Raw genomic sequence first — 19810 nt, forward strand, 5'->3', positions numbered from 1 at the left:
TTTTGCTGCCCCCTCTCCCGTTTACGGGAGAGGGGTAGGGGTGAGGGCAGCTCTTGCTCTGGCCTTCGCTCCCGCAACAACCAAAAAACAAAAACGCCGCCCTACAAGGCGGCGTTTGTTGTGCGGTGGAGGCTGACAGACCATCGGCTTCGCGGCTTACGCCGCTCCTACAAGGCTTATGCCACTCCTGCATCACCTGCACCGTCAGCTGCCGGCGGGTTCAGGCCCAGCCAGCCACCGATGATGCCGCGCGCTTCGTCCACGCCCTGGCGCGATTCGCCGGAGAAGGTCTGCACGCTGACCGTGTCACCGAAAACCGAGTGCAGTTCCTTGCGCACCTTCTGCAGGGTCTGCATCTGCTGGCCACGGCCGAGCTTGTCGGCCTTGGTCAGCAGCGCATGCGCCGGCAGGCCGCGCTGTACTGCATACCCCAGCATCTGCCGGTCGTAGTCCTTCAGCGGATGACGGATATCCATCACCACCACCAGGCCCTTGAGGGCATTGCGGGTGCGGAAGTACTGGTCGATGAAGGCCTGCCAGTGCGCCTGCAGGTCCAGCGGCACCTTGGCGTAGCCATAACCGGGCAGATCGACCAGGTGCGCCTCGGGGGTTACCTCGAAGAACACCAGCTGCTGGGTGCGGCCAGGGGTCTTGGAGACGCGGGCCAGTGAATTTTGGCGGGTCAGCGCGTTGAGCGCGCTGGACTTGCCGGCGTTGGAGCGACCGGCAAATGCCACTTCGGCCCCCAGATCCGGCGGCAACTGCCGGGAATTGTGGGCGGAAAGGTGGTAACGGGCGCGTTCGATGAGCAATGACATAGGCATAGGCATAGGATCGCATGTTGCGACGCCGCGCGTCGGCCTGGCCGCTGTCCCGGGACCACCGACCCGGCCGATTTTGCTGCACTGCTGCGTTGACCGTGCCGCAAAACGCCGTTGATAATCCGGGCGATGCCGGCGGAAAGCCCCGCCCGGCCCGGTCCACACGGAGCTTCAGCATGCGCCATGCTCGTGTTCTTGCCGTTGCAGCACTGGTAGTCCCCGTAATTGCCGCCGTCGCCTTTGCCCAGAGCTCGGTCATCGCCGTGCCGGACAATGCGCCTGTACAGACCGCTTCGCTGGAAATCGACTTCAGCAAGACCAAGCCCGGTGATGCCAAGGCCGGCGAGGCCAAAGCGTCCACCTGTGCGGCCTGCCACGGCGCCGACGGCAACTCCGCCGTGGAGATCTACCCGCGTCTGGCCGGGCAGAGCGAGCGTTATGTCGCCAAGGAAACAGCCCTGATCGCCAGTGGCCAGCGGACCGAAGGCGCAGTCGCCGCGATGCTGCCGTTCGTACAAGGGCTTACCCCGCAGGACATGCGCGATATCGGCGCCTTCTTCGCCACCCAGAAGTCCGGTGCCGGTGTGGCCGATGACGCCGTGGTCAGCGACGGCCCGTACCAGGGGATGAAGTTCTTCGAAGTCGGCCAGAAGCTCTACCGTGGCGGTGACGCCAGTCGCAACATCCCGGCCTGCATCGCCTGCCATGGTCCGACCGGCGCAGGCAACCCGGGCCCAGCCTATCCGCATATCGGCGGCCAACATGCCGGCTACGTCGCGCAACGTCTGCAGCGCTACCAGTCTGGCCAGACCGGCGAGGCCGATGCCGCACAGTTCAAGATCATGGCCCAGATCAGCCACGCGCTGACCGGACAGGAGATCCAGGCGCTAGCCAGTTACGTCCAAGGCCTGCATGATCGAGCCAACGATGCCGCGGTAGCTACCGCCGCCGCGCAACCCTGATACCCGCCGGTCGCCCCGGCGACCCGGCAACTGCCTCACGCAGACACGCCGGCCGCAAGGTCGGCGTCTGTTTTTCCAACGGAGACTCCCCACGATGAAGTTGTTCCCCCGACTGTTGCTGATGCTGCTGGCAATAGCCCCGCTCTCGGCCTGTGCCGCCCCCCCGAACGCGCTGGTCGAAGGCGATGACTATGAGCTCATCGCCGAGCCGGGCCCGTTTGCACCGCTCGCCGGCAAGATCGAAGTGGTCGAGGTGTTTGGTTACACCTGCCCGCACTGCGCCCACTTCGAGCCGCAGTTGGAGGCATGGGTGGCCAAGCAGCCAGCCGACGTGCGTTTCACCCCTGTGCCGGCGGCGTTTGGCGGTTACTGGGATTCCTACGCGCGCGCCTTCTATGCCGCCGAACAGGTCGGCGTACGCCAGCGCAGCCATGCCGACGTGTTCAAGGCGCTGCATGTGCAGGGCAGCCTCCCAGCACAGAATGTCACGCCCGACGAACTGGCAACCTTCTATGCCCAGTACGGCGTGCAGCCGCAGCGCTTTGTAGAAGCCCTGCGCAGCCAGCAGGTGGATGACAAGGTCAAGTACGCCCGCGCCTTCGCCATGCGGACCAAGGTCAGCGGCACACCGATGCTGGTCGTCAACGGCAAATACCTGGTCAAGGGCAGGACGTTCGACGACACCCTGCGCATCGCCAGTGCCCTGGTGGCCCGCGAACGCACTGGCGCCAGCCGCCGCTGAAACCTCCGCTGAAGCCCGGCTGAGCCGGGTCACCTGTTCAGCCGAATACGCACATAATGCGTCCCTGCGCGCGCCGGTTGCAGTCTCACTGTCCCGGCGCCCCAAACACACTCTGCTGGAGATCCCTCCCGATGAAGATCCGCTTCGCCCTGGCCCTGACTGCCCTGTTGCCGCTGATGGTTGCCTGCAAAGCCCAGGACGGCACTGCTGATACCACCGCTCCGGCAGCCCCGGCCGCAACCGAGGCCGCTCCGGCAGCCGCCACCCCGGCCCCGGCCGCTGAAGGTGCAAGCCCTGAAGGTGCTACTGCTGCCCCGGCTGCCACCGACGCCGCTCCGGCAGCCCCGGTCCCGGCGCAGGCCCGCCTGGTCGGCCCGGAGCCGGTTGCCGGCACCGACTATGTCGCCATCGAAGGTGGCCAGCCGTACCAGCCAGCCACCGGCAAGGTCGAAGTCACCGAGATCTTCGGCTACGTCTGCCCAGCCTGCGCCCGCTTCCAGCCGCTGATCAGCTCGTGGAAGGCTGGCCTGCCCTCGGACGTGAACTTCGTCTACGTACCGGCCGCCTTTGGCGGCACCTGGGACAACTACGCACGTGCCTTCTACGCCGCCGAAACCCTGGGCGTGCAGGAAAAGACCCACGACGCGCTGTACTCGGCCATCCACATCGAGCAGACCCTGAAGGGCGAGCGCGGCACCGATTCGGTGCAGGACATCGCCAACTTCTACGGCAAGTACGGCGTCGACCCCAAGACCTTCGCCGACACCATGGGCAGCTTCGGCGTCGCCGCCAAGGTCAACCGCGGCAAGCAGTTCGCCCAGCGCAGCAAGATCGGCGGGACCCCGTCGCTGATCATCAACGGCAAGTACCTGGTCAAGGGCAAGGGCTATGAGGACATGCTCCGCATTGCCGACCACCTTATCGCGCGCGAACGCGCCGCCAACGCCAAGTGAGGTATCAAGGGCCTCGGTGACGAGGCCCTTGAGTTCAACCCGTTGTGAAATCCCCTACCCAGACATTGCGATTGCTGACCGCCAACATCCAGGCCGGTTCCAGCACCCGCCGCTACAGCGACTATGTGACCCGCAGCTGGTCACATGCGCTGCCTGCCGGACAGAAGCGCTCCAGCCTGGACGCGATCGCCAAGCTGGCCAGCGGCCGCGACATCGTCGGCCTGCAGGAGGCCGACCCGGGCAGCCTGCGCTCGGGCTTCACCAACCAGACCCATTACCTGGCCGAACGCGCGGGCTTCAACTATTGGGCGCACCAGCCCAACCGCCGCATGGGCGGCGTGGCCTCCAGCGCCAATGGCCTGCTGAGCCGGCTTGAGCCGGTGGAAGTTCAGGACCACGCCCTGCCCGGCCGCATCGGTGGCCGTGGCCTGCTGGTCGCCCGTTACGGCGATGGCGACGAAGGCCTGACCGTGGCGGTAGCACATCTGTCGCTGGGCACCGGCTCGCGCCTGTCGCAGCTGGACTTCATTTCCGATGTGCTGGCTGATCATCCCAACGCGGTATTGATGGGTGACTTCAACTGCAAGGCGGATCGCCCGGAGATGCGCGTGCTGTACCACAAGACCCGGCTGCAACCGCCGAGCTGCCTGGTACCGACCTTCCCCAGCTGGGGCCCGGACCGCGCCATCGACCATATCCTGATTTCCGACAGCCTGAAGATGATCGACACCCGCGCCGTTCCCGCCGCGCACTCGGACCATCTGGCCGTTGAAATGGAAGTCGAAGTCCCCGCCAACAGCCTGCGCTGAGCGCAGGCTCAGCCGGCCACCGCGGCTGGCGGTGGTCGCCGCCGCGCGGTCAAGGTACTGCCCGCCGAAGCCAACACCGTGCAGCCGATCGCCAGCCACTGCAGGCCGGTCAGATGCTCGTGCAGCAACAGCAATGCCCACAGCGCCGCCACGGCCGGCTCCATGCTGATCAGGATGCCGAAGGTCTCCTTGGGCAGGCGCTTGAGCGCCATCATTTCCAGCGACATCGGGATCGCACTGGACACCACCGCCACCAGGAAACCGGCCAGCAGGATCTTCGGCTCCAGCAGCGCCATGCCAGCATGCGCAACGCCGACCGGCACCACCACCAACGATGCCGCCAGCAAGCCCAATGACACACTGTGGCCCGCATGCAGATGGCCGGCACGCTTGCCGAAGATGATGTACAACGCCCAGCACAGCGCGGCACCCAGGGCATACAGCACGCCGATTGGATCCAAGGCCTGGCCACCATCGAGTGGCAACAGCAGCACCAGCCCAACCAGCGCACAACCGACCCAGACGAAATCAATCGGTCGCCGCGAGGAGAACATCGCCACCGCCAGCGGGCCGGTGAACTCGATGGCAACGGCAATCCCGAACGGGATCGTGCGCAGCGCCATGTAGAACAGCAGGTTCATCAGCCCCAGCGTCAACCCGTAGCGCAGGATCGCCGCGCCATCGGCGCGACTGGTATGCCAGCGCCATGGCCGCCACAGCAGCAACAGGAACAGCGCCGAAAAACCCACGCGCAACGCGCTGGTGCCTTGCGCGCCAATGATGGGAAACAGGTTTTTGGCGTAGGACGTGCCGATCGACAACGAGGTCACCGAGCCCAGCACCGCCAGCACCGGCAACAGCGATGCGAATCGGGAATTTTGCATCCCGCTAGTGTATTCGGCCGCTGCTGCAAACGCTTGGGCGAAATGGCGATGGGCGGCAGATCCGATGATGTCGCCGGACCTGCGTGGCGGTGCGGCCACCATCACCGCCCGACAGGCATCAACCTTCACATCGACTGGTTGATGCCTGCCATGCGCGGCACGCTACTGGATGAAGGCAATACGCTGCATGTGCGTGTTGTTGGCCGCCGCCAACACCTTGGCCATCACCTGGTACTGCGCATCCGGCGAGGCGTCGATGCGCAACTCGGGCTGGTTGCCCTCATGCAGATCGGCCTGTGCCTGCAGCCGCGGCTGCAAATCGCCTATCGCCAGCAACTCGCCGTTCCAGAAGAGCTGGTCGGATGCATCCACCCGCAACGCTATCGGCGGTGGCGGTTCGACACGCTGCACGATCTTGTCGGTTCGTTGTGGCAGATCCACCGGGATCGGCACCGCCACCATCGGCGCGGTCACGATGAAGATGATCAACAACACCAACATCACGTCGACCAATGGGGTCACGTTGATATCGGCCAGTGGACGCCCGCTATTGCCTGCTGCACTGAATGCCATTCCAGTTCCCCCAGGGCGAGGCCGGCTGCCTCGCCACCGAAGCTACGCTTGCTTCCGGGGGTTTCCAGCGATGCCGCGACTTCTGTTCAGCTTCCATTTGCACGGAAGGGGCGCGCTTGTTCATGTGCGGGTTGGGCTGCTGCTCTGCCGTTGACGCTGCGGCCGTTATCCTTCCGCCATGAATAAAATCTTCCTGCTGCCTCTGGCCACCCTCGCCGCGCTGCTCAGCGCCTGCGTCCAGGCCCAGAACCTGGACGCACAACGCACCGCGATGCGCACCGCCATCGACAATGCCGAGCGCGGGCAGTTCGATGCCAACGCCGCCGCGCCGCTGCGCGACCACCCGCTGTACGGCTGGCTGGAGTTCAGCGCCCTGCGTCGCAGCATCGACACGTTGCCGACCACGCAGGCGCAGGATTTCCTCAAGCGCTACCAGGGCCAGGCCGTGGCCGAGAGCTTCCGTTCGGCCTGGTTGCCCGCCCTCGCCCGCCGCCAAGACTGGCCGACCCTGCTGGCCAACTGGAAAACCAGCAACGATCCCGGCCTGCGCTGTGCCGAGCTCAACGCACGCCAGGCAACAGGCAGGGCCGATGCGCAATGGACCAGCGACGCCCAGTCCGTCTGGCGCAGCGCCGGCAAGTCGCTGCCCGATGGCTGCGACCCGGTGTTTGCGGTACTCGCCAGCCGCGGCGGCCTGACCCCGGCGCTGCGCTGGGAACGCATCGACGCTGCCGCCGATGCGCAGCAACCGGCGGTGATGCGTGCCGCCGCACGTGGCCTGCCAGCCGCCGAGCTGGCCCAGGCCAATGACTACGCAGCCTTCGTCGACAAGCCCGACGCGCGCGCCCTGAACTGGCCGAAGAACGAACGCAGCCGTCGCATCGCCGTCGACGGCCTGCAGAAGCTGGCCAAGGCCGACCCCGGCGCCGCCGAGCTGCAGCTGCCGCAATACGCCCAGGCACTCGCCCTCAACGCCGAGCAGCAAGGCAAGGTGCTGTATGAGATTGCGCTGTGGACGGTGGCTTCCTATCTGCCGGATTCAGCGCGGCGCCTGGCCGCCGTGCCCGAGTCGGCCTATGACGAACGCCTGCACGAATGGCGCACCCGCGAAGCGATGGCACGTGGCGATTGGCCGGCAGCACTGACCGCCATCCGCAAGATGCCGGCCAGCCAGCGCAACGACTCGCGCTGGCGCTGGTTCGAGGCCCGCCTGCTGGAGAAGACCGGCAAGCCGGCCGAGGCCACCGCGCTGTACCGCGCCGCCTCGGCCGAACCGACCTTCCACGGCTTCCTGGCCGCCGACAAGCTCAAGCAGCCCTACAACCTGTGCCCGTGGAATCCCGGCGACAGCGCAGCGGCAAAGACCGCCGTCGGCCGCGACCCGGCGCTGGTGCGGGCAATCGAGCTGTTCAAGATCGAACGCCCAAGCTGGGCCGCGCGCGAATGGGCCGAGGCCTTGTCGCGTTTCGACGACAGCCAGCGCCGTCTCGCCGTCGAAGTGGCCAGCAACAACGGCTGGTTCGACCGCGCGGTGTTTGCGTTGAAAGGCCCGCAGGAGTTGCGCCTGTACAACCTGCGCTTCCCGCTGCACCACGACGACACGATCCGCCGCGAAGCCGCCCGCAATGCGCTGGACCCGGCCTGGATTGCGGCGGAAATCCGCGCCGAGAGCATCTTCAATCCAAATGCACGTTCGCCGGCCAACGCCATGGGCCTGATGCAGGTATTGCCCGCCACCGGCGCCAGCGTGGCCAAGAGCATTGGTCTGAGCGGTTATGGCGGTGCGTCCAGCCTGTATGACTCGGATACCAACATCGCCATCGGTACCGCCTATCTGCGCCAGCTGATGGACAAGTACAACGGCCTGCCCTACGTCACCATCGCCGCCTACAACGCCGGCCCCACCCCGACCGCACGCTGGCAGAGTCAACGCCCGAACTACGACCCGGATTTCTGGATCGAGACCATCAGCTACAAGGAAACGCGCGAATACGTGGCGCGCGTGCTGGCCTTCAGTGTGATCTACGACTGGCGCCTCAACAACAACGCCCTGACCCTGAGCGACCGCATCGTCGGAAAGACCCAGGGCGCGCGCAAAGCCTTCAGCTGCCAGCAAACGCAATAACGCCTGTAGAGCCGAGTCAGGCTCGGCACTATCGCTTCAGCCCCTCTCCCGCTAGCGGGAGAGGGGTTGGGGTGAGGGCAGCTTTTTCGCTTGCAAAGCCCCCGCCGAGCATGGCTCGGCACTACCGCTGCTGCCCCCTCCCTTTCGCGCAGCGAAGGGGAGGGTTGGGGAGGGGTCGGCTCTTGCGGCCTTCCAGCATTGTCGGCTTCGCGGCTTACGCCGCTCCTACAAGAACATGCATGGCCGGTAACGCCCCTTGCCGAGCATGGCTCGGCACTACCACCTCTGCCCCCTCCCTTTCGCGCAGCGAAGGGGCGGGTTGGGGAGGGGTTGGCTTTTGCCGCCTTCAAGCATTGTCGGCTTCGCGGCTTACGCCGCTCCCACAACAGTGGGTATTGCTGGTGCCCCCCTGCCGAGCATGGCTCGGCACTACCGCTGCTGCCCCCTCCCTTTCGCGCAGCGAAGGGGAGGGTTGGGGACGGGTCGGCTCTTGCGGCCTTCCAGCATTGTCGGCTTCGCGGCTTACGCCGCTCCCACAACCGCATGCACTGTTGGTGACGCCCCTGCCGAGCATGGCTCGGCACTACATGTGCGGCACCGCATCCGACTTATCATGGCCGCATGAAGACTTATCTCGTCGGCGGCGCTGTCCGCGATTCCCTGCTCGGCCTGCAAGCCGGTGACCGTGACTGGGTGGTGGTCGGTGCCACGCAAGCGCAGATGGAAGCGGATGGCTTCAAGGCCGTGGGCAAGGATTTCCCGGTCTTCCTGCATCATCTGACCGGCGAGGAACACGCGCTGGCGCGCACCGAGCGCAAATCCGGCCGCGGTTATCGCGGCTTCGTGGTGGATGCCGATCCCTCGGTGACGCTGGAAGAAGACCTGCAGCGCCGCGATTTCACCATCAATGCCATTGCCCGCGACGAGGAAACCGGCGAACTGGTCGATCCCTGGGGCGGTGTACGCGATATCGAGCAACGCGTGCTGCGCCATGTCGGCCCGGCCTTTGTCGAAGACCCGTTGCGGGTACTGCGTGCGGCACGCTTCATGGCCCGCTTCGCACCCCTGGGCTTCACCCTGGCACCTGAAACCGCCGCGCTGATGCGCGCGATGGCAGCCAGCGGTGAACTCGATGCCTTGGTGCCGGAACGCATCTGGCAGGAACTGCGCCGCAGCCTGACCATGAAACAACCCTCCGCCTTCCTGCGCTGCCTGCACGATACCGGTGCGTTGTCGGTGATCCTGCCGGAAATAGATGCGCTGTACGGCGTACCGCAACGCGCCGAGTTCCACCCGGAAGTGGATACCGGCGTGCACCAGGAAATGGTCAGCGACATGGCCGCACAGCTGGCACCGGGCGATGACCTGATCGGCTTCGCTGCCCTCACCCACGATCTTGGCAAGGCCTTGACCCCAACCGACGAACTGCCGCGCCACATCATGCATGAGCAGCGCGGCCTGAAACCGCTGGCCAAACTCTGTGAGCGCCTGAAGATTCCGATCGACCATCGCCAGTTGGCAGAAGCGGTCTGCCGCGAACACCTCAACGTGCATCGCATCGACGAACTGCGCGACGCCACCGTGCTGGAGCTGATCCAGCGCTGCGACGGTTTCCGTCGCCCCGAACGCATCGCACAGATGGCCCTGGTCTGCGAATGCGACAAGCGCGGACGGCTCGGCTTCGAGGACAGTGACTACCCACAGCGCGCAACCCTGCAGCGCCTGCATGCGGCTGCACTTGCGATCAATGCACGCGATATCGCCACTGAAGGCCTGCAAGGCCCCGCCATCGGTGAAGCCTTGAAGAAGGCGCGGATCAAGGCAATCAGCGTGGCGCGGTGAATGCCAACCGTTGTCGCAGTCGTTGGATGTTGTGGGAGTGGCGTAAGCCGCGAAGCTGGTAATCCAACAACAAAAGCAGCTGTCTGCAATTGCATGATCTGCCATTGCTTTCGAATTGGTGGCTTCGCGGCTCACGCCGCTCCCACAAATCTGCAAACGGCGGCTTCAGATCTTCAGATAGATCTTGCGGCGGTCCATCCATGCCATCGGCAGCCACCAGATCGCCACGAAGCTCAAGGCCATCGCCAGCGAGGCGAACTGTGCGCCGCCCAACGGGGTCAGCCAGCGGTTGAACAGGTGTTCCCACAGCCAGCCCCAGCTGCCGGTGGCCATCATCGCCAGCACCATCGCCGAGGAACCGGCATAAGCGGTGATCGCGTTGACACCGAAGCGGCGCCCCAGCGCGGGCCACTGCCGGCAGTCGATCAGGATGTGCGCCAGCCACAGGCCCGCACATGCCCAGCCGCCGGTCCACAGCACATACGACGAGGTCCACAGGTTCTTGTTCAAGGGCAGCCACTGCGCCCACAGGCCGCCGGCAATCAACAGCAACACCGCAGCAGGCAGCAATCGCCATGGACGTTGCCGCAGCAAGGCACCGGCACGCAGGCCGAGCAAGGTCGAAGCCAATGCGCCCAGCGTGGACATCAGCCCTTCCGGATCATGGCCATGGCCGGTCGCCGGGTCATATTGATACAGCAGCGCGCCGAACAACGAAGTATCCACGCGGCTGCTCAGATTGAGCCAGGGCTCCAGCGAGCCACCTGCCACCAACAGCGCAGCGTAGCCGGTCAACAACACGCCAATGCATAGCCACTGCAAGCGCGGCTTCAACCAGATCGCCGCCATGCCAGCAGCAGCGAAGCACAGGCCAATGCGTTGCAGCACACCCCATGGCCGGTAGTGCGCCAGATCCAACCACCACCAGGCGAGAAAGTGCAGCAGCAGGCCCAGACCGAGGATACGACCGGCGCGGATCAATACCGTGCGCGTCAATGCACCACGATCACTGCCCTGCTCCACCCGCGGCACGACGCCCAGCGCGATGGACACGCCGACGATCACCAGGAAGAACGGAAACACCAGGTCGGTCGGCGTGCAGCCGTTCCATTCCGAATGCAGCAGCGGCGCGTAGACATGGCTCCAGCTGCCGGGGTTGTTGACCAGCAGCATGGCCGCGACGGTGATGCCGCGCAGGGCATCCACCGAGGCATAACGGATGGCTTTATTCATGGGCACTACTCACAGGCCGAAACTCAGTCGCGCTGACCAGCAATCCAGGTGCCCTGCACCTGCAGATCGGCGTCCAGCAATACGAAATCCGCCTGGTAGCCGGCCGCGATATGTCCGTAACGATCATCGAGGCCAAGGAACTCCGCCGGATAGGTCGACGCCATGCGCGATGCTTCGGCCAGTGAGAGACCCAGCAGGCCAACCGTGTTGCGCACGGCGGTGATCATGTCCAGCGCCGAACCCGCCAACGCGCCAGCGGCGTTGCGGACCACGCCATCAACGGCAGTGATGGTTTCGCCGTACAACTCGAACGCCGGGTTGTCCGAACCGACCATCGGCATCGCATCGGTGACCAGGAACACTTTGCCGCGCGGTTTGGCCGCCAGCGCCACGCGCAGGCTGGCCGGGTGCACGTGCACGCCATCGACGATCACCCCGCACCAGCTGTCGGCATCTTCCAGTGCCGCGCCCACTGCACCGGGATCACGCCCCTGCAGCGGCGACATCGCGTTGTAGAGATGGGTGAAGCCGGTGATGCCAGCGTCCAGACCGGCGCGGATCTCGTCGTAGGTACCGGCGGTATGACCGGCAGCAACGATGGCGCCGTTGGCGACCATCTGCTGGATCGTTGCCAGCGGTACGCGCTCGGGTGCCAGGGTGATCAGGGTGACGCCGTTGTCCAGCGCCGTGGCCATGCGCACTTCATCGGCATCCGGTACGCGGAACTTGCCCGCATCGTGCGTGCCCTTGCGTGCCGGTGCGATGTAGGGGCCTTCCAGGTGGATGCCGAGCACGCCCGGCACCTTGGCAGCAATCGCCTCGCGGGTGGCCTGCACCGCGCGCGCCATCACCTCGGCATCGTCGCTGATCAGGGTCGGCAACATGCCAGTGGTGCCGTAGCGGCGGTGCCCGGCCACCATCGTGCGCAGCGCATCGACGTCGGTCTGGTTGTTGAACAGCGCGCCGCCGCCGCCATTGACCTGGGCGTCGATGAAGCCGGGCAGCAACCAGCCGCCGCCCAGATCCACCTGCGCGTCGGCCGCGGCAACGGCCGGGTCGTCGCTTGCGACGAGCGCAGTGATGCGGCCGTCTTCGATCAACACCGCGACATCGTCACGGAAGTTCTCGCCGGCAAGTACCCGGCCATTGCGCAGCGCGGTTTTCATCAGACCGTTTCCGTCACCTTGTTGAGGTGCGGCGGCAGGTCCGGGTTGTTGCCACGGCGCAGCGCCAGTGCATTGATCGCGCGGTAGAAGCTCTGGATGGTCAGCAGCGGTGCGCACAGCGGATGCGGAGCAGATGCGGTCGGCAGGTTGCCGCCCTCGCCGGTCAGCCATACCTGCGCGCCGCGCGCGGCGAATTCTTCGGCCACGGCACGGGTGCCGGCGCCGGTTTCGTCCGGCTGGGCGAAGGCAAGCACCGGGAAATCGCGGCCAACCAGCGCCATCGGCCCGTGCTTCACTTCGGCCGAACTATAACCTTCGGCGTGCAGGCCACAGGTTTCCTTGAATTTCAGTGCGGCTTCCTGCGCCGCCGCAAGGCCCGGGCCACGGCCAAGCACGAACAGGTTGTGCGCATCGACCAGACCATCGGTCACCGCCGTCCAATCGCAGGCCCATGCTTCGGACATCGCGGCCGGCAAGGCATCCAGCGCGGCGATCAGTGCCGGATCGTTCTTCCAGTACGCGCCCAGCTGCAGGATCGCTGCCAGCGAGGCCAGGTAGCTCTTGGTCGCAGCGACACTGCGCTCGACGCCGGCGCCCAGCGGGATGACGGTTTCGGCCAGCAGTGCCAGTGGCGAATCCTCGACATTGACCAATGCCACCACACGCGCGCCGGCAGCCTTGGCGGCCTCGGCATTGCGTAGCAGATCGGGGCTCTTGCCCGACTGCGAGATCACGATGTACAACGCGCCCCGCAGCTGCAGCGGCGCTTCATAGACCGAGCCCACCGACGGCGACGCCGAGGCGGTCACCAGGCCGAGCTGGGTCTCGAACAGGTACTTGGCATAGGTAGCCGCGTGATCGGAACTGCCACGGGCGCAGGTGATAACGAACGGTGGCGGGTTCTGGCGCAGGTCTGCGGCCAGGGCCTGCACCACGTCGCGGTTGCGTGCGAACTGGGCGGCGATGACAGAGGCGCTTTCCGCGGCCTCGTTGAACATCAGGGTTTCGGTTTCACTCGGCAGTGCCATGGATCGTTACTCGGAGAGGTCGGGGGGAGATGACGGAGGTCGCGACGGCTGCTGGCGCAGCGGTGCGGTGGAGCCACGTACCACCAGCTGCGGTACGAAGCCCTGGTTCTGCAGCTGTGCCGGGCTGTCTTCGTAGGCATCGGTGCGCAGCTGGCTGATCAGCAAACGCGCGGCATGGCGGGCGATGTCGCCGGTGGCCTGCTTGGCGGTGGTCAGTGCCGGCCACGACTGGCGCGAGAACGGGCTGTCCTCGAAACCGGCGATGGACAGGTCGTAAGGCACGTTCAAGCCGGCCGAATTGGCTGCGGCCAACACGCCAGCGGCGATTTCGTCGTTGGAGCCGAAGATGGCGGTAGGCGGTTCACGCAGCGCCAGCAGGCGGCGCGCACCACGGAAGCCATCGTCAAAGGTGTAGTCGCCCGGGATCACCAGGTGCTTGTCCAGCGGGATGCCGTAGTCCTTCAGCGCCGCTTCGTAGCCGGCGTAGCGCTCGCCGCTGGAACGGTGCGAGGTGCCGCCCCACAGGAAGCCGATGCGCTGGTGGCCAAGCTGGATCAGGTGCTCGGTGATCTCGTAGGCGGCATCGCGGTCATCGACGAACACGCAGGGGCCATCGCCCGGGTCCTCGGTGGCGGCGATGATGCGCACGGTCTTGATGCCGCGTGCATTGAGTGCGGCCACCAGTTCCGGGCGCTCGGACATCGGTGCGGTCAGCACCAGCCCGGCCAGGCGCGAACGCTGCACCCAGTCGGCCAGTTCCTCGGCCAGCATCGGCGAGGTCGAATCGCAGGGATGGATCTGCAGGCCGAAGCCGGTCTCGCGGCAGGCCGACAACACGCCGTTCTGTACCCCGATGATGTGGTACGGATTGGGGTTGTCGTACACCAGCCCGATCACGAAAGTAGTGTTGCTGCGCAGGTTGCGCGCGGAAGGATCGGGCTCATAGTCCAGCTCGGCCACCGCACGCAGCACGCGCGCGCGGGTGGCCTGCATCACCGAAGGCTCGTTGTTGATCACCCGCGAGACGGTCTTCAAAGAGACCTTGGCACGCTCGGCGACATCCTTGATGGTGGGTCTACGCATTACCGGTTCCCGCGTTGGCTCGATTGCCGCCATGATGCTTGATTCAGGCGCCACGTGCCTTGCCCGCGTTATGACCTACGGTGCCGAAGTACAGGATGTACAGGTAGCAGGGGATCATCAGTGCGGCGAACACCAGCTGGAAGTGTTCCGGGTACGCGTGCTTGAGCAGTGCAAAGGCCTGCGGGATGATCGCGCCGCCGGCAATACCCATCACCAGCAGGGCCGAGCCGATCTGGGTGAAACGGCCCAGGCCGCGGATCGCCAGCGGGAAGATCGCCGGCCACATCATCGCGTTGGCGAAGCCCAGCGCGGCAACGAAGCCCACCGACACATAGCCGTGGGTGAAGTACGCGCCCAGGGTGAAGACCACGCCCAGCACCGCCGACACCGCCAGGTACTTCTCCTGCGAGATGAAGCGCGGGATCACCAACAGGCCGATCACGTAGCCCACCAGCATCGCGAACAGGGTGTAGGAGGTGAACAGCTTGGTCTGGTCCAGCGGCAGGCCGAAGGCATTGCCGTAGGTACCGATGGCGTCACCGGCCATCACTTCCACGCCGACGTAGACGAACAGACACATCACCCCCAGCCACAAGTGCGGGAACTGGAAGATGCTGCGCTTGGCGGCCTTGCCGTCATTGGCCGCGGCATTGGCCTGGTCCGGCTGCACTTCCGGCAGCGGCGAGAACAGCACGCCGACTGCGACCAACAGCAGCACGCCAGCAATCACCATATAGGGTGTATGGATCTTGGCGGCGAAGCTGTTGAGCAGGTCGGCCTTGGTTGCGGCGTCGGCCGCCTGCACCTGGCTTTCCAGGTCGCCGATGCCGTGCAGCACGAAGGTACCGATCACCACTGGCGCGATGATGCCGGCGATCTTGTTGCAGATACCCATCAATGCAATGCGCTGCGCGGCGCCCTCGATCGGGCCGAGGATGCTGATATAGGGATTGACCGCAGTCTGCAGCAGGGCCATGCCGCCGCCGATGACGAACAGACCAGCCAGCGCACCGCCGAACCAGCGCTGCGTGGCGAACTCACCGAAGCCCATCGCACCAACCGCCATCACCGCCAGACTGAGCGCCAGGCCCTTCTTCATGCCGGTGCGACCGAGGATCCAGGACGCTGGCAAGGCCAGGAAGAAGTACGACAGGTAAAACACCATCAGTACCAGGAAGGCTGATACCTCGTTCACGTCGAAGGCCAGCTTGACGAAGGTGATCAACGGGCCGTTGATCCAGGTACAGAAGCCGATGATGAAGAACAGCACGCCGACGATGGCGATGGACGACGCCATGCTGGTACGCGGCGTCGAGACGGGAACAGCAGACATGGGCAAAGCTCCTGCGGATGCGGGAGACGGATCGAGGCCGTCCGGCGACTTACGTGGGAACAACGTTGTCACATTTATGGTTTGCTGCGGACAAGTTTGTCAACAACGCAGCTCCGCCGGGTTATTCGGGCAGCTCATCAGGAATGTCCCATAAGCCCGTAAGGATCAGGCTTTTGGCAGAAAACCCTGCAAGTTAAGCCACTGCACGCTATCGGATGCAACAAATGCAGGCGGCGCAAGGTTTGCGCAGACACGCTGCGGCGCAGCATCGAAAGTTTCAATTATTCGTTGACATCGTTGTCAGAAGGATTACAGACTCGCCCCCCAATGGTGCCCCTCCGGGCGCTCCGCCTCGCCATAGGGAAACCGAGTGACAGCTGTCGTCCCCCCACTGCAGACCACCCGCCTCGACCCCGCCTCCCGGCCCTTCTTCGCCGCCGACGTGGGTGGCACGCACGTCCGCGTCGGCCTGATCCGGGCCGCGGCAGCAAACGACCCGTCGATCGACGTACTGTCCTATCGCAAGTACCGCTGCGCGGACTATCCCAGCCTCAGCGCGATCCTGTCCGACTTCGCCAGCCATAACCCGCCGGTCGAGCATTGCGTGATCGCCACCGCCGGCTACGCGCTGCCGGACGGCACGGTGATCTCGGCCAACCTGCCGTGGCCGCTGTCGTCCACCCGCATCCGCGATGACCTCGGCTTTGCCGGCGTGCATCTGGTCAATGATTTCGAAGCGGTCGCGCATGCCGCCGGCCATATCAGTGCCAGCCAGGTCCTGCAGCTGACCGGCCCGGCCGAAGCCGAGCGCGGCCCGACCCTGGTGATCGGCCCGGGCACCGGCCTGGGCGCCGCCGTGTGGATCCCGGTCGGCAACCGCTCGGTGGTCCTGGCGACCGAAGCCGGCCAGGCTTCGCTGGCAGCCACCACCGAACTGGAAATGGCGGTGCTGCAGCAGATGCTGCAGGACCGTCCGCATGTGTCGATCGAACAGGCACTGTCCGGCCCCGGCCTGCTCAACCTGTACAACGCGCTGTGCGCGGTGCGCGGCGTCACGCCGGTGCACACCACCCCCGATGCCGTCAGCGCCGCCGCCTGCGATGGCAGCGATCCGCTGGCCGTGGAAACCCTGCAGTTGTTCTGCGGAATCCTCGGCTCGACCATCGGTGACATGGCCCTGCTCTACGGCGTGCAGGGCGGCATCTATCTGGCTGGCGGCATCCTGCCGAAGATCAGCCAATTCCTTTTGAACAGCACCTTCGTCGAACGCTTCCTCAACAAGGGGCCGATGCGCAAGGCGTTGCAAAGCATTCCCGTGAAGCTGGTAGAGCACGGGCAACTGGGCGTCATCGGCGCTGCCAGTTGGTATCTGGAAAAGTCGGCCACGTAAGCCTTCAGCAGCATAAGCAACAGATCCACCAGCAGGACCCGTAGTAACGCGGCACGCAGTGCCAATCAATCTTGATGTTGAGGAGAGACAACATGCATCGCAAGACCCTGCTTTCGGCAGCCATCATCAGCTGTATTGCTTTCAGCGCGCACGCGCAGGATGCCGCAAAAACCGCCACCGACCTGGACACCGTGACCGTCACCGGTATCCGTGGCTCGATGGAAAAGTCGCTGGATACCAAGCGCGAAGCCAACGCCCGCGTTGAAGTGGTCACCGCCGAAGACGTCGGCAAGCTGCCGGCGCACAACGTTGCAGATACCCTGCAGCGCCTGCCGGGCGTCAACATCAGCTCGTCCTCTGCCGACGAAGGCGGCTTCGACGAAGCCGACCGCGTCAGCATGCGCGGCACCAGCCCGAGCCTGACCCAGACCCTGATCAACGGCCACAGCGTCGGCTCGGCCGACTGGTTCGTGCTGAGCCAGGGCAGCAACGTGGGCCGCAGCGTCAGCTACACCCTGCTGCCGTCCGAACTGGTCAGCTCGGTTGAAGTGAACAAGTCCTCGCAAGCCAAGCTGCAGGATGGCGGCACCACCGGTACCGTCAACATCATCACCCGCAAGCCGCTGGAATTCCCGAACCAGATCACCGCTGAAGCCTCGATCGGCGCAGTGCGTTCCGACTCGGCAAAGTCCAACGACCCGCAGCTGTCGGGCCTGTTCAACTACAAGAACGACGACGGCACCTTCGGCGTGATGGTGCAGGCCTTCAGCCAGAAGCGTGAGCTGCGCCGTGAAGCACAGGAAATCCCGGCCGGCTTCTTCCAGATCGATCCCAATGGCAGCGTTGCGCAGAGCAATCCGGACCTGGCCGGCGTGTATGCCCCCAGCCTGCTCGGTTCCACCCTGTTCGAGCAGACCCGCGAGCGCAAGGGCGGCCTGATCGGCCTGCAGTTCAAGCCCAGTGACAATCTGACGCTGGGCCTGGAAGGCTTCAGCTCGAAGATGGATGCCAACAACTACAACCGCAACTTCATGTTGTGGGGCTCATCGATCATGAGCGACGTCAAGGACAGCAACGGCAACATCACCCGCCCGGGCCAAGCACCGGACGCCGGCTACGTGGTCAAGGATGGCGTATTGACCAACGCCAACTTCACCGGCCAAGCCGGTCGGGACTACGCCGTGTACGACATGATCTACCGCGAAGCAACGGCCAAGAGCAGCTATGTGACGCTTGATGCCGACTGGCAGATCAACGACTCGCTGAATGCCAAGTTCCAGGCCGGCAACACCAAGGGCACCGGTTCGACCCCACGCCAGTTCATCGCCGAGCTCACGATGGGCACCGGCGGTGGCGCAAACTGGACCACGCATGGCGCAGGCAGCCCGATCGACTGGAACGTCGGCGGCGACCTGTCGCCGGGCGCTGCAAACTGGGGTGGCACCTGGGGCAACCAGGAAGTCACCGCCGAAGACAAGGAGAAGTGGTTCACCGCCGACTTCAACCAGTACTTCGATAGCGGCACGCTGAACTCGATCGACTTCGGCCTGCGTTACGCCGACCACAAGCGCGAAGCGCTGTCACCCGAAGGTGCCACCCCGGGCGATATCTGGACGAGCCTGCAGAATGGTGCCACCGCCAACTATCCGGGCGGCTTCGCCGGCGGCATCGGTGGCAGCTTCCCGCGCAACCTGTGGTACTTCACCCCAGGTGCGCTGAAGGACGCGATCCTCAACAACTCCACCTGGCTGGCCAACAACGATGGCCCGGATGGTCGCCACAACTACGGCGCCGAATGGAAGGTGGCCGAAAAGAACTTCGCCGGCTACGTCCAGGCCAACTTCTCCGGTGATCGCTGGAGCGGCAACGTCGGCCTGCGTTACGTCAACATCGACCAGGACATCAACACCTACCAGGCTGTCAGCGACGCCGCCAATGCTGACGTGCGCAGCCTGTTCGGCATGTGGAAGGCGCTGTCTTACAACAACAAGCACGACCGCATCCTGCCCAGCGCCAACTTGAAGTTCGACCTGACCGATGACGTCGTGTTCCGCTTCGCCGCGTCGCAGACCCAGACCCTGCCGGACTTCTCGGCCCTGGGTGCTTCCTCGTGGGGTTCGGACCTGAGCCGCACCGGTGGCGGCGGCAACCCGAAGTTGAATCCGGTGCTCTCGACCAACTTCGACGCCAACCTGGAGTGGTACTTCATGCCGCGCGGCCTGCTGTCGGTCGGTCTGTTCTCGATGAACCTGAAGGACTATGTGGCCTTCGGCACCGAGACGCAGATGCTGTTCAGCGAATTGACCAACCAGCTGGAAGCCTATGAAGTCGCCGTGCCGGTCAACTCCAACGGCAAGGTCACCGGCGCGGAAATCGCCTATGAGCAGCCGATCGGCGACAACTTCGGCATCAACGCCAACTACACCTATGCCGACGGCAGCACCTCGCACACCTGGGAAGACGGCAGCAACAACCTGCTGGGTACCTCGAAGAACACCTACAACGTGGGCGGCTACTTCGAGAACGACACCTTCGGTGCACGCGTCAGCTACACCTACCGCTCCGAGTTCCTGATCGGCCTGAAGGGTGCAAGCCCGTACTACCAGGATGAGTTCGGCACGCTGTCGCTGTCGCTGAGCTACAAGGCAACGGATTGGCTGAGCGTCAGCTTCGATGCGCTGAACCTCAACAACCCGACCCTGAAGTACTACCAGAGCTCGGTCATTCCGAGCGCATTCTACGAGAACGGTCGCCAGTACTACCTGAACTTCCGCTTCAAGTACTGATCGATCCCGGCATGCAACATCGCCGGTTAGCGTGACCCGCCGGGCCTGGATCATTCCGGGCCCGGTTTTTTTTAGCTCTT

The 19810-nt window shown here is 64.9% G+C and carries 16 protein-coding genes; 8 read left to right on the plus strand and 8 right to left on the minus strand.

The features are described from left to right. Nucleotides 1–176 precede the first annotated feature (176 nt). Nucleotides 177–818 (minus strand): ribosome biogenesis GTP-binding protein YihA/YsxC, encoded by a 642-nt coding sequence (yihA, locus tag AC13FW_RS01990; RefSeq protein ID WP_482988014.1) that lies wholly within the window; start codon nucleotides 816–818, stop codon nucleotides 177–179. 179 nt (nucleotides 819–997) lie between these two features. Between yihA and AC13FW_RS01995 the strand changes: the two genes are divergently transcribed. From AC13FW_RS01995 to AC13FW_RS02010, 4 genes are all read left to right on the plus strand, one after another. Next, nucleotides 998–1783, plus strand: a complete 786-nt coding sequence (locus tag AC13FW_RS01995) for a c-type cytochrome (RefSeq protein ID WP_482988015.1) — start codon at nucleotides 998–1000, stop codon at nucleotides 1781–1783. 94 nt (nucleotides 1784–1877) lie between these two features. Then, nucleotides 1878–2525: a thiol:disulfide interchange protein DsbA/DsbL gene (locus tag AC13FW_RS02000; protein WP_296248463.1), complete on the plus strand. Its 648-nt coding sequence runs from the start codon at nucleotides 1878–1880 to the stop codon at nucleotides 2523–2525. Between the two features lie 131 nt (nucleotides 2526–2656). After that, the gene (locus AC13FW_RS02005) at nucleotides 2657–3478 is read left to right on the plus strand and encodes a thiol:disulfide interchange protein DsbA/DsbL (RefSeq protein ID WP_482988016.1); all 822 of its coding nucleotides are present in this window, start codon (nucleotides 2657–2659) and stop codon (nucleotides 3476–3478) included. 71 nt (nucleotides 3479–3549) lie between these two features. Next, a complete protein-coding gene (locus AC13FW_RS02010; RefSeq protein WP_282268060.1) occupies nucleotides 3550–4287 on the plus strand; it encodes an endonuclease/exonuclease/phosphatase family protein in 738 nt (245 codons plus the stop codon). 8 nt (nucleotides 4288–4295) lie between these two features. Here the strand turns inward: AC13FW_RS02010 and AC13FW_RS02015 are convergent, their stop codons facing one another. Beyond that, nucleotides 4296–5171: an EamA family transporter gene (locus AC13FW_RS02015; protein ID WP_296248467.1), complete on the minus strand. Its 876-nt coding sequence runs from the start codon at nucleotides 5169–5171 to the stop codon at nucleotides 4296–4298. Nucleotides 5172–5333: 162 nt separating this feature from the next. Beyond that, nucleotides 5334–5744 carry an ExbD/TolR family protein gene (locus AC13FW_RS02020; RefSeq protein WP_296248470.1) on the minus strand — a complete coding sequence of 137 codons (411 nt, stop codon included), beginning with the start codon at nucleotides 5742–5744 and terminating at the stop codon, nucleotides 5334–5336. A 178-nt stretch (nucleotides 5745–5922) separates the two neighbouring features. Between AC13FW_RS02020 and AC13FW_RS02025 the strand changes: the two genes are divergently transcribed. Next, on the plus strand, nucleotides 5923–7869 hold the full coding sequence (locus tag AC13FW_RS02025) for a transglycosylase SLT domain-containing protein (protein ID WP_482988017.1): 1947 nt from the start codon (nucleotides 5923–5925) through the stop codon (nucleotides 7867–7869). Between the two features lie 621 nt (nucleotides 7870–8490). Further along, nucleotides 8491–9711 (plus strand): multifunctional CCA addition/repair protein, encoded by a 1221-nt coding sequence (locus AC13FW_RS02030; protein ID WP_482988018.1) that lies wholly within the window; start codon nucleotides 8491–8493, stop codon nucleotides 9709–9711. Between the two features lie 165 nt (nucleotides 9712–9876). On the opposite strand, the gene AC13FW_RS02035 is transcribed toward AC13FW_RS02030, so the two are convergent. From AC13FW_RS02035 to AC13FW_RS02055, 5 genes are read right to left on the minus strand one after another with little or no spacing between them, the layout of a single operon-like run. Continuing rightward, nucleotides 9877–10944: an acyltransferase family protein gene (locus AC13FW_RS02035; protein ID WP_482988019.1), complete on the minus strand. Its 1068-nt coding sequence runs from the start codon at nucleotides 10942–10944 to the stop codon at nucleotides 9877–9879. A 23-nt stretch (nucleotides 10945–10967) separates the two neighbouring features. Continuing rightward, entirely contained in the window at nucleotides 10968–12110 is a 1143-nt protein-coding gene (gene nagA, locus AC13FW_RS02040; RefSeq protein ID WP_482988020.1) for an N-acetylglucosamine-6-phosphate deacetylase, read from the minus strand. Beyond that, entirely contained in the window at nucleotides 12110–13138 is a 1029-nt protein-coding gene (locus tag AC13FW_RS02045) for an SIS domain-containing protein (RefSeq protein WP_482988021.1), read from the minus strand. Before AC13FW_RS02045 ends, nagA begins: the two co-directional genes overlap by 1 nt. A gap of 6 nt (nucleotides 13139–13144) precedes the next feature. Then, nucleotides 13145–14221: a LacI family DNA-binding transcriptional regulator gene (locus AC13FW_RS02050; RefSeq protein ID WP_057627176.1), complete on the minus strand. Its 1077-nt coding sequence runs from the start codon at nucleotides 14219–14221 to the stop codon at nucleotides 13145–13147. 43 nt (nucleotides 14222–14264) lie between these two features. Beyond that, the gene (locus tag AC13FW_RS02055; RefSeq protein WP_482988022.1) at nucleotides 14265–15554 is read right to left on the minus strand and encodes a sugar MFS transporter; all 1290 of its coding nucleotides are present in this window, start codon (nucleotides 15552–15554) and stop codon (nucleotides 14265–14267) included. Nucleotides 15555–15924: 370 nt separating this feature from the next. Between AC13FW_RS02055 and AC13FW_RS02060 the strand changes: the two genes are divergently transcribed. Together AC13FW_RS02060 and AC13FW_RS02065 are read left to right on the plus strand one after the other, a co-directional pair. Then, the gene (locus tag AC13FW_RS02060) at nucleotides 15925–16944 is read left to right on the plus strand and encodes a glucokinase family protein (RefSeq protein WP_481534330.1); all 1020 of its coding nucleotides are present in this window, start codon (nucleotides 15925–15927) and stop codon (nucleotides 16942–16944) included. 92 nt (nucleotides 16945–17036) lie between these two features. Further along, nucleotides 17037–19730 carry a TonB-dependent receptor gene (locus tag AC13FW_RS02065; protein WP_482988023.1) on the plus strand — a complete coding sequence of 898 codons (2694 nt, stop codon included), beginning with the start codon at nucleotides 17037–17039 and terminating at the stop codon, nucleotides 19728–19730. The last annotated feature ends 80 nt before the right edge of the window (nucleotides 19731–19810 follow it).

The sequence above is a fragment of the Stenotrophomonas sp. 21LCFQ19 genome, from assembly GCF_056861425.1.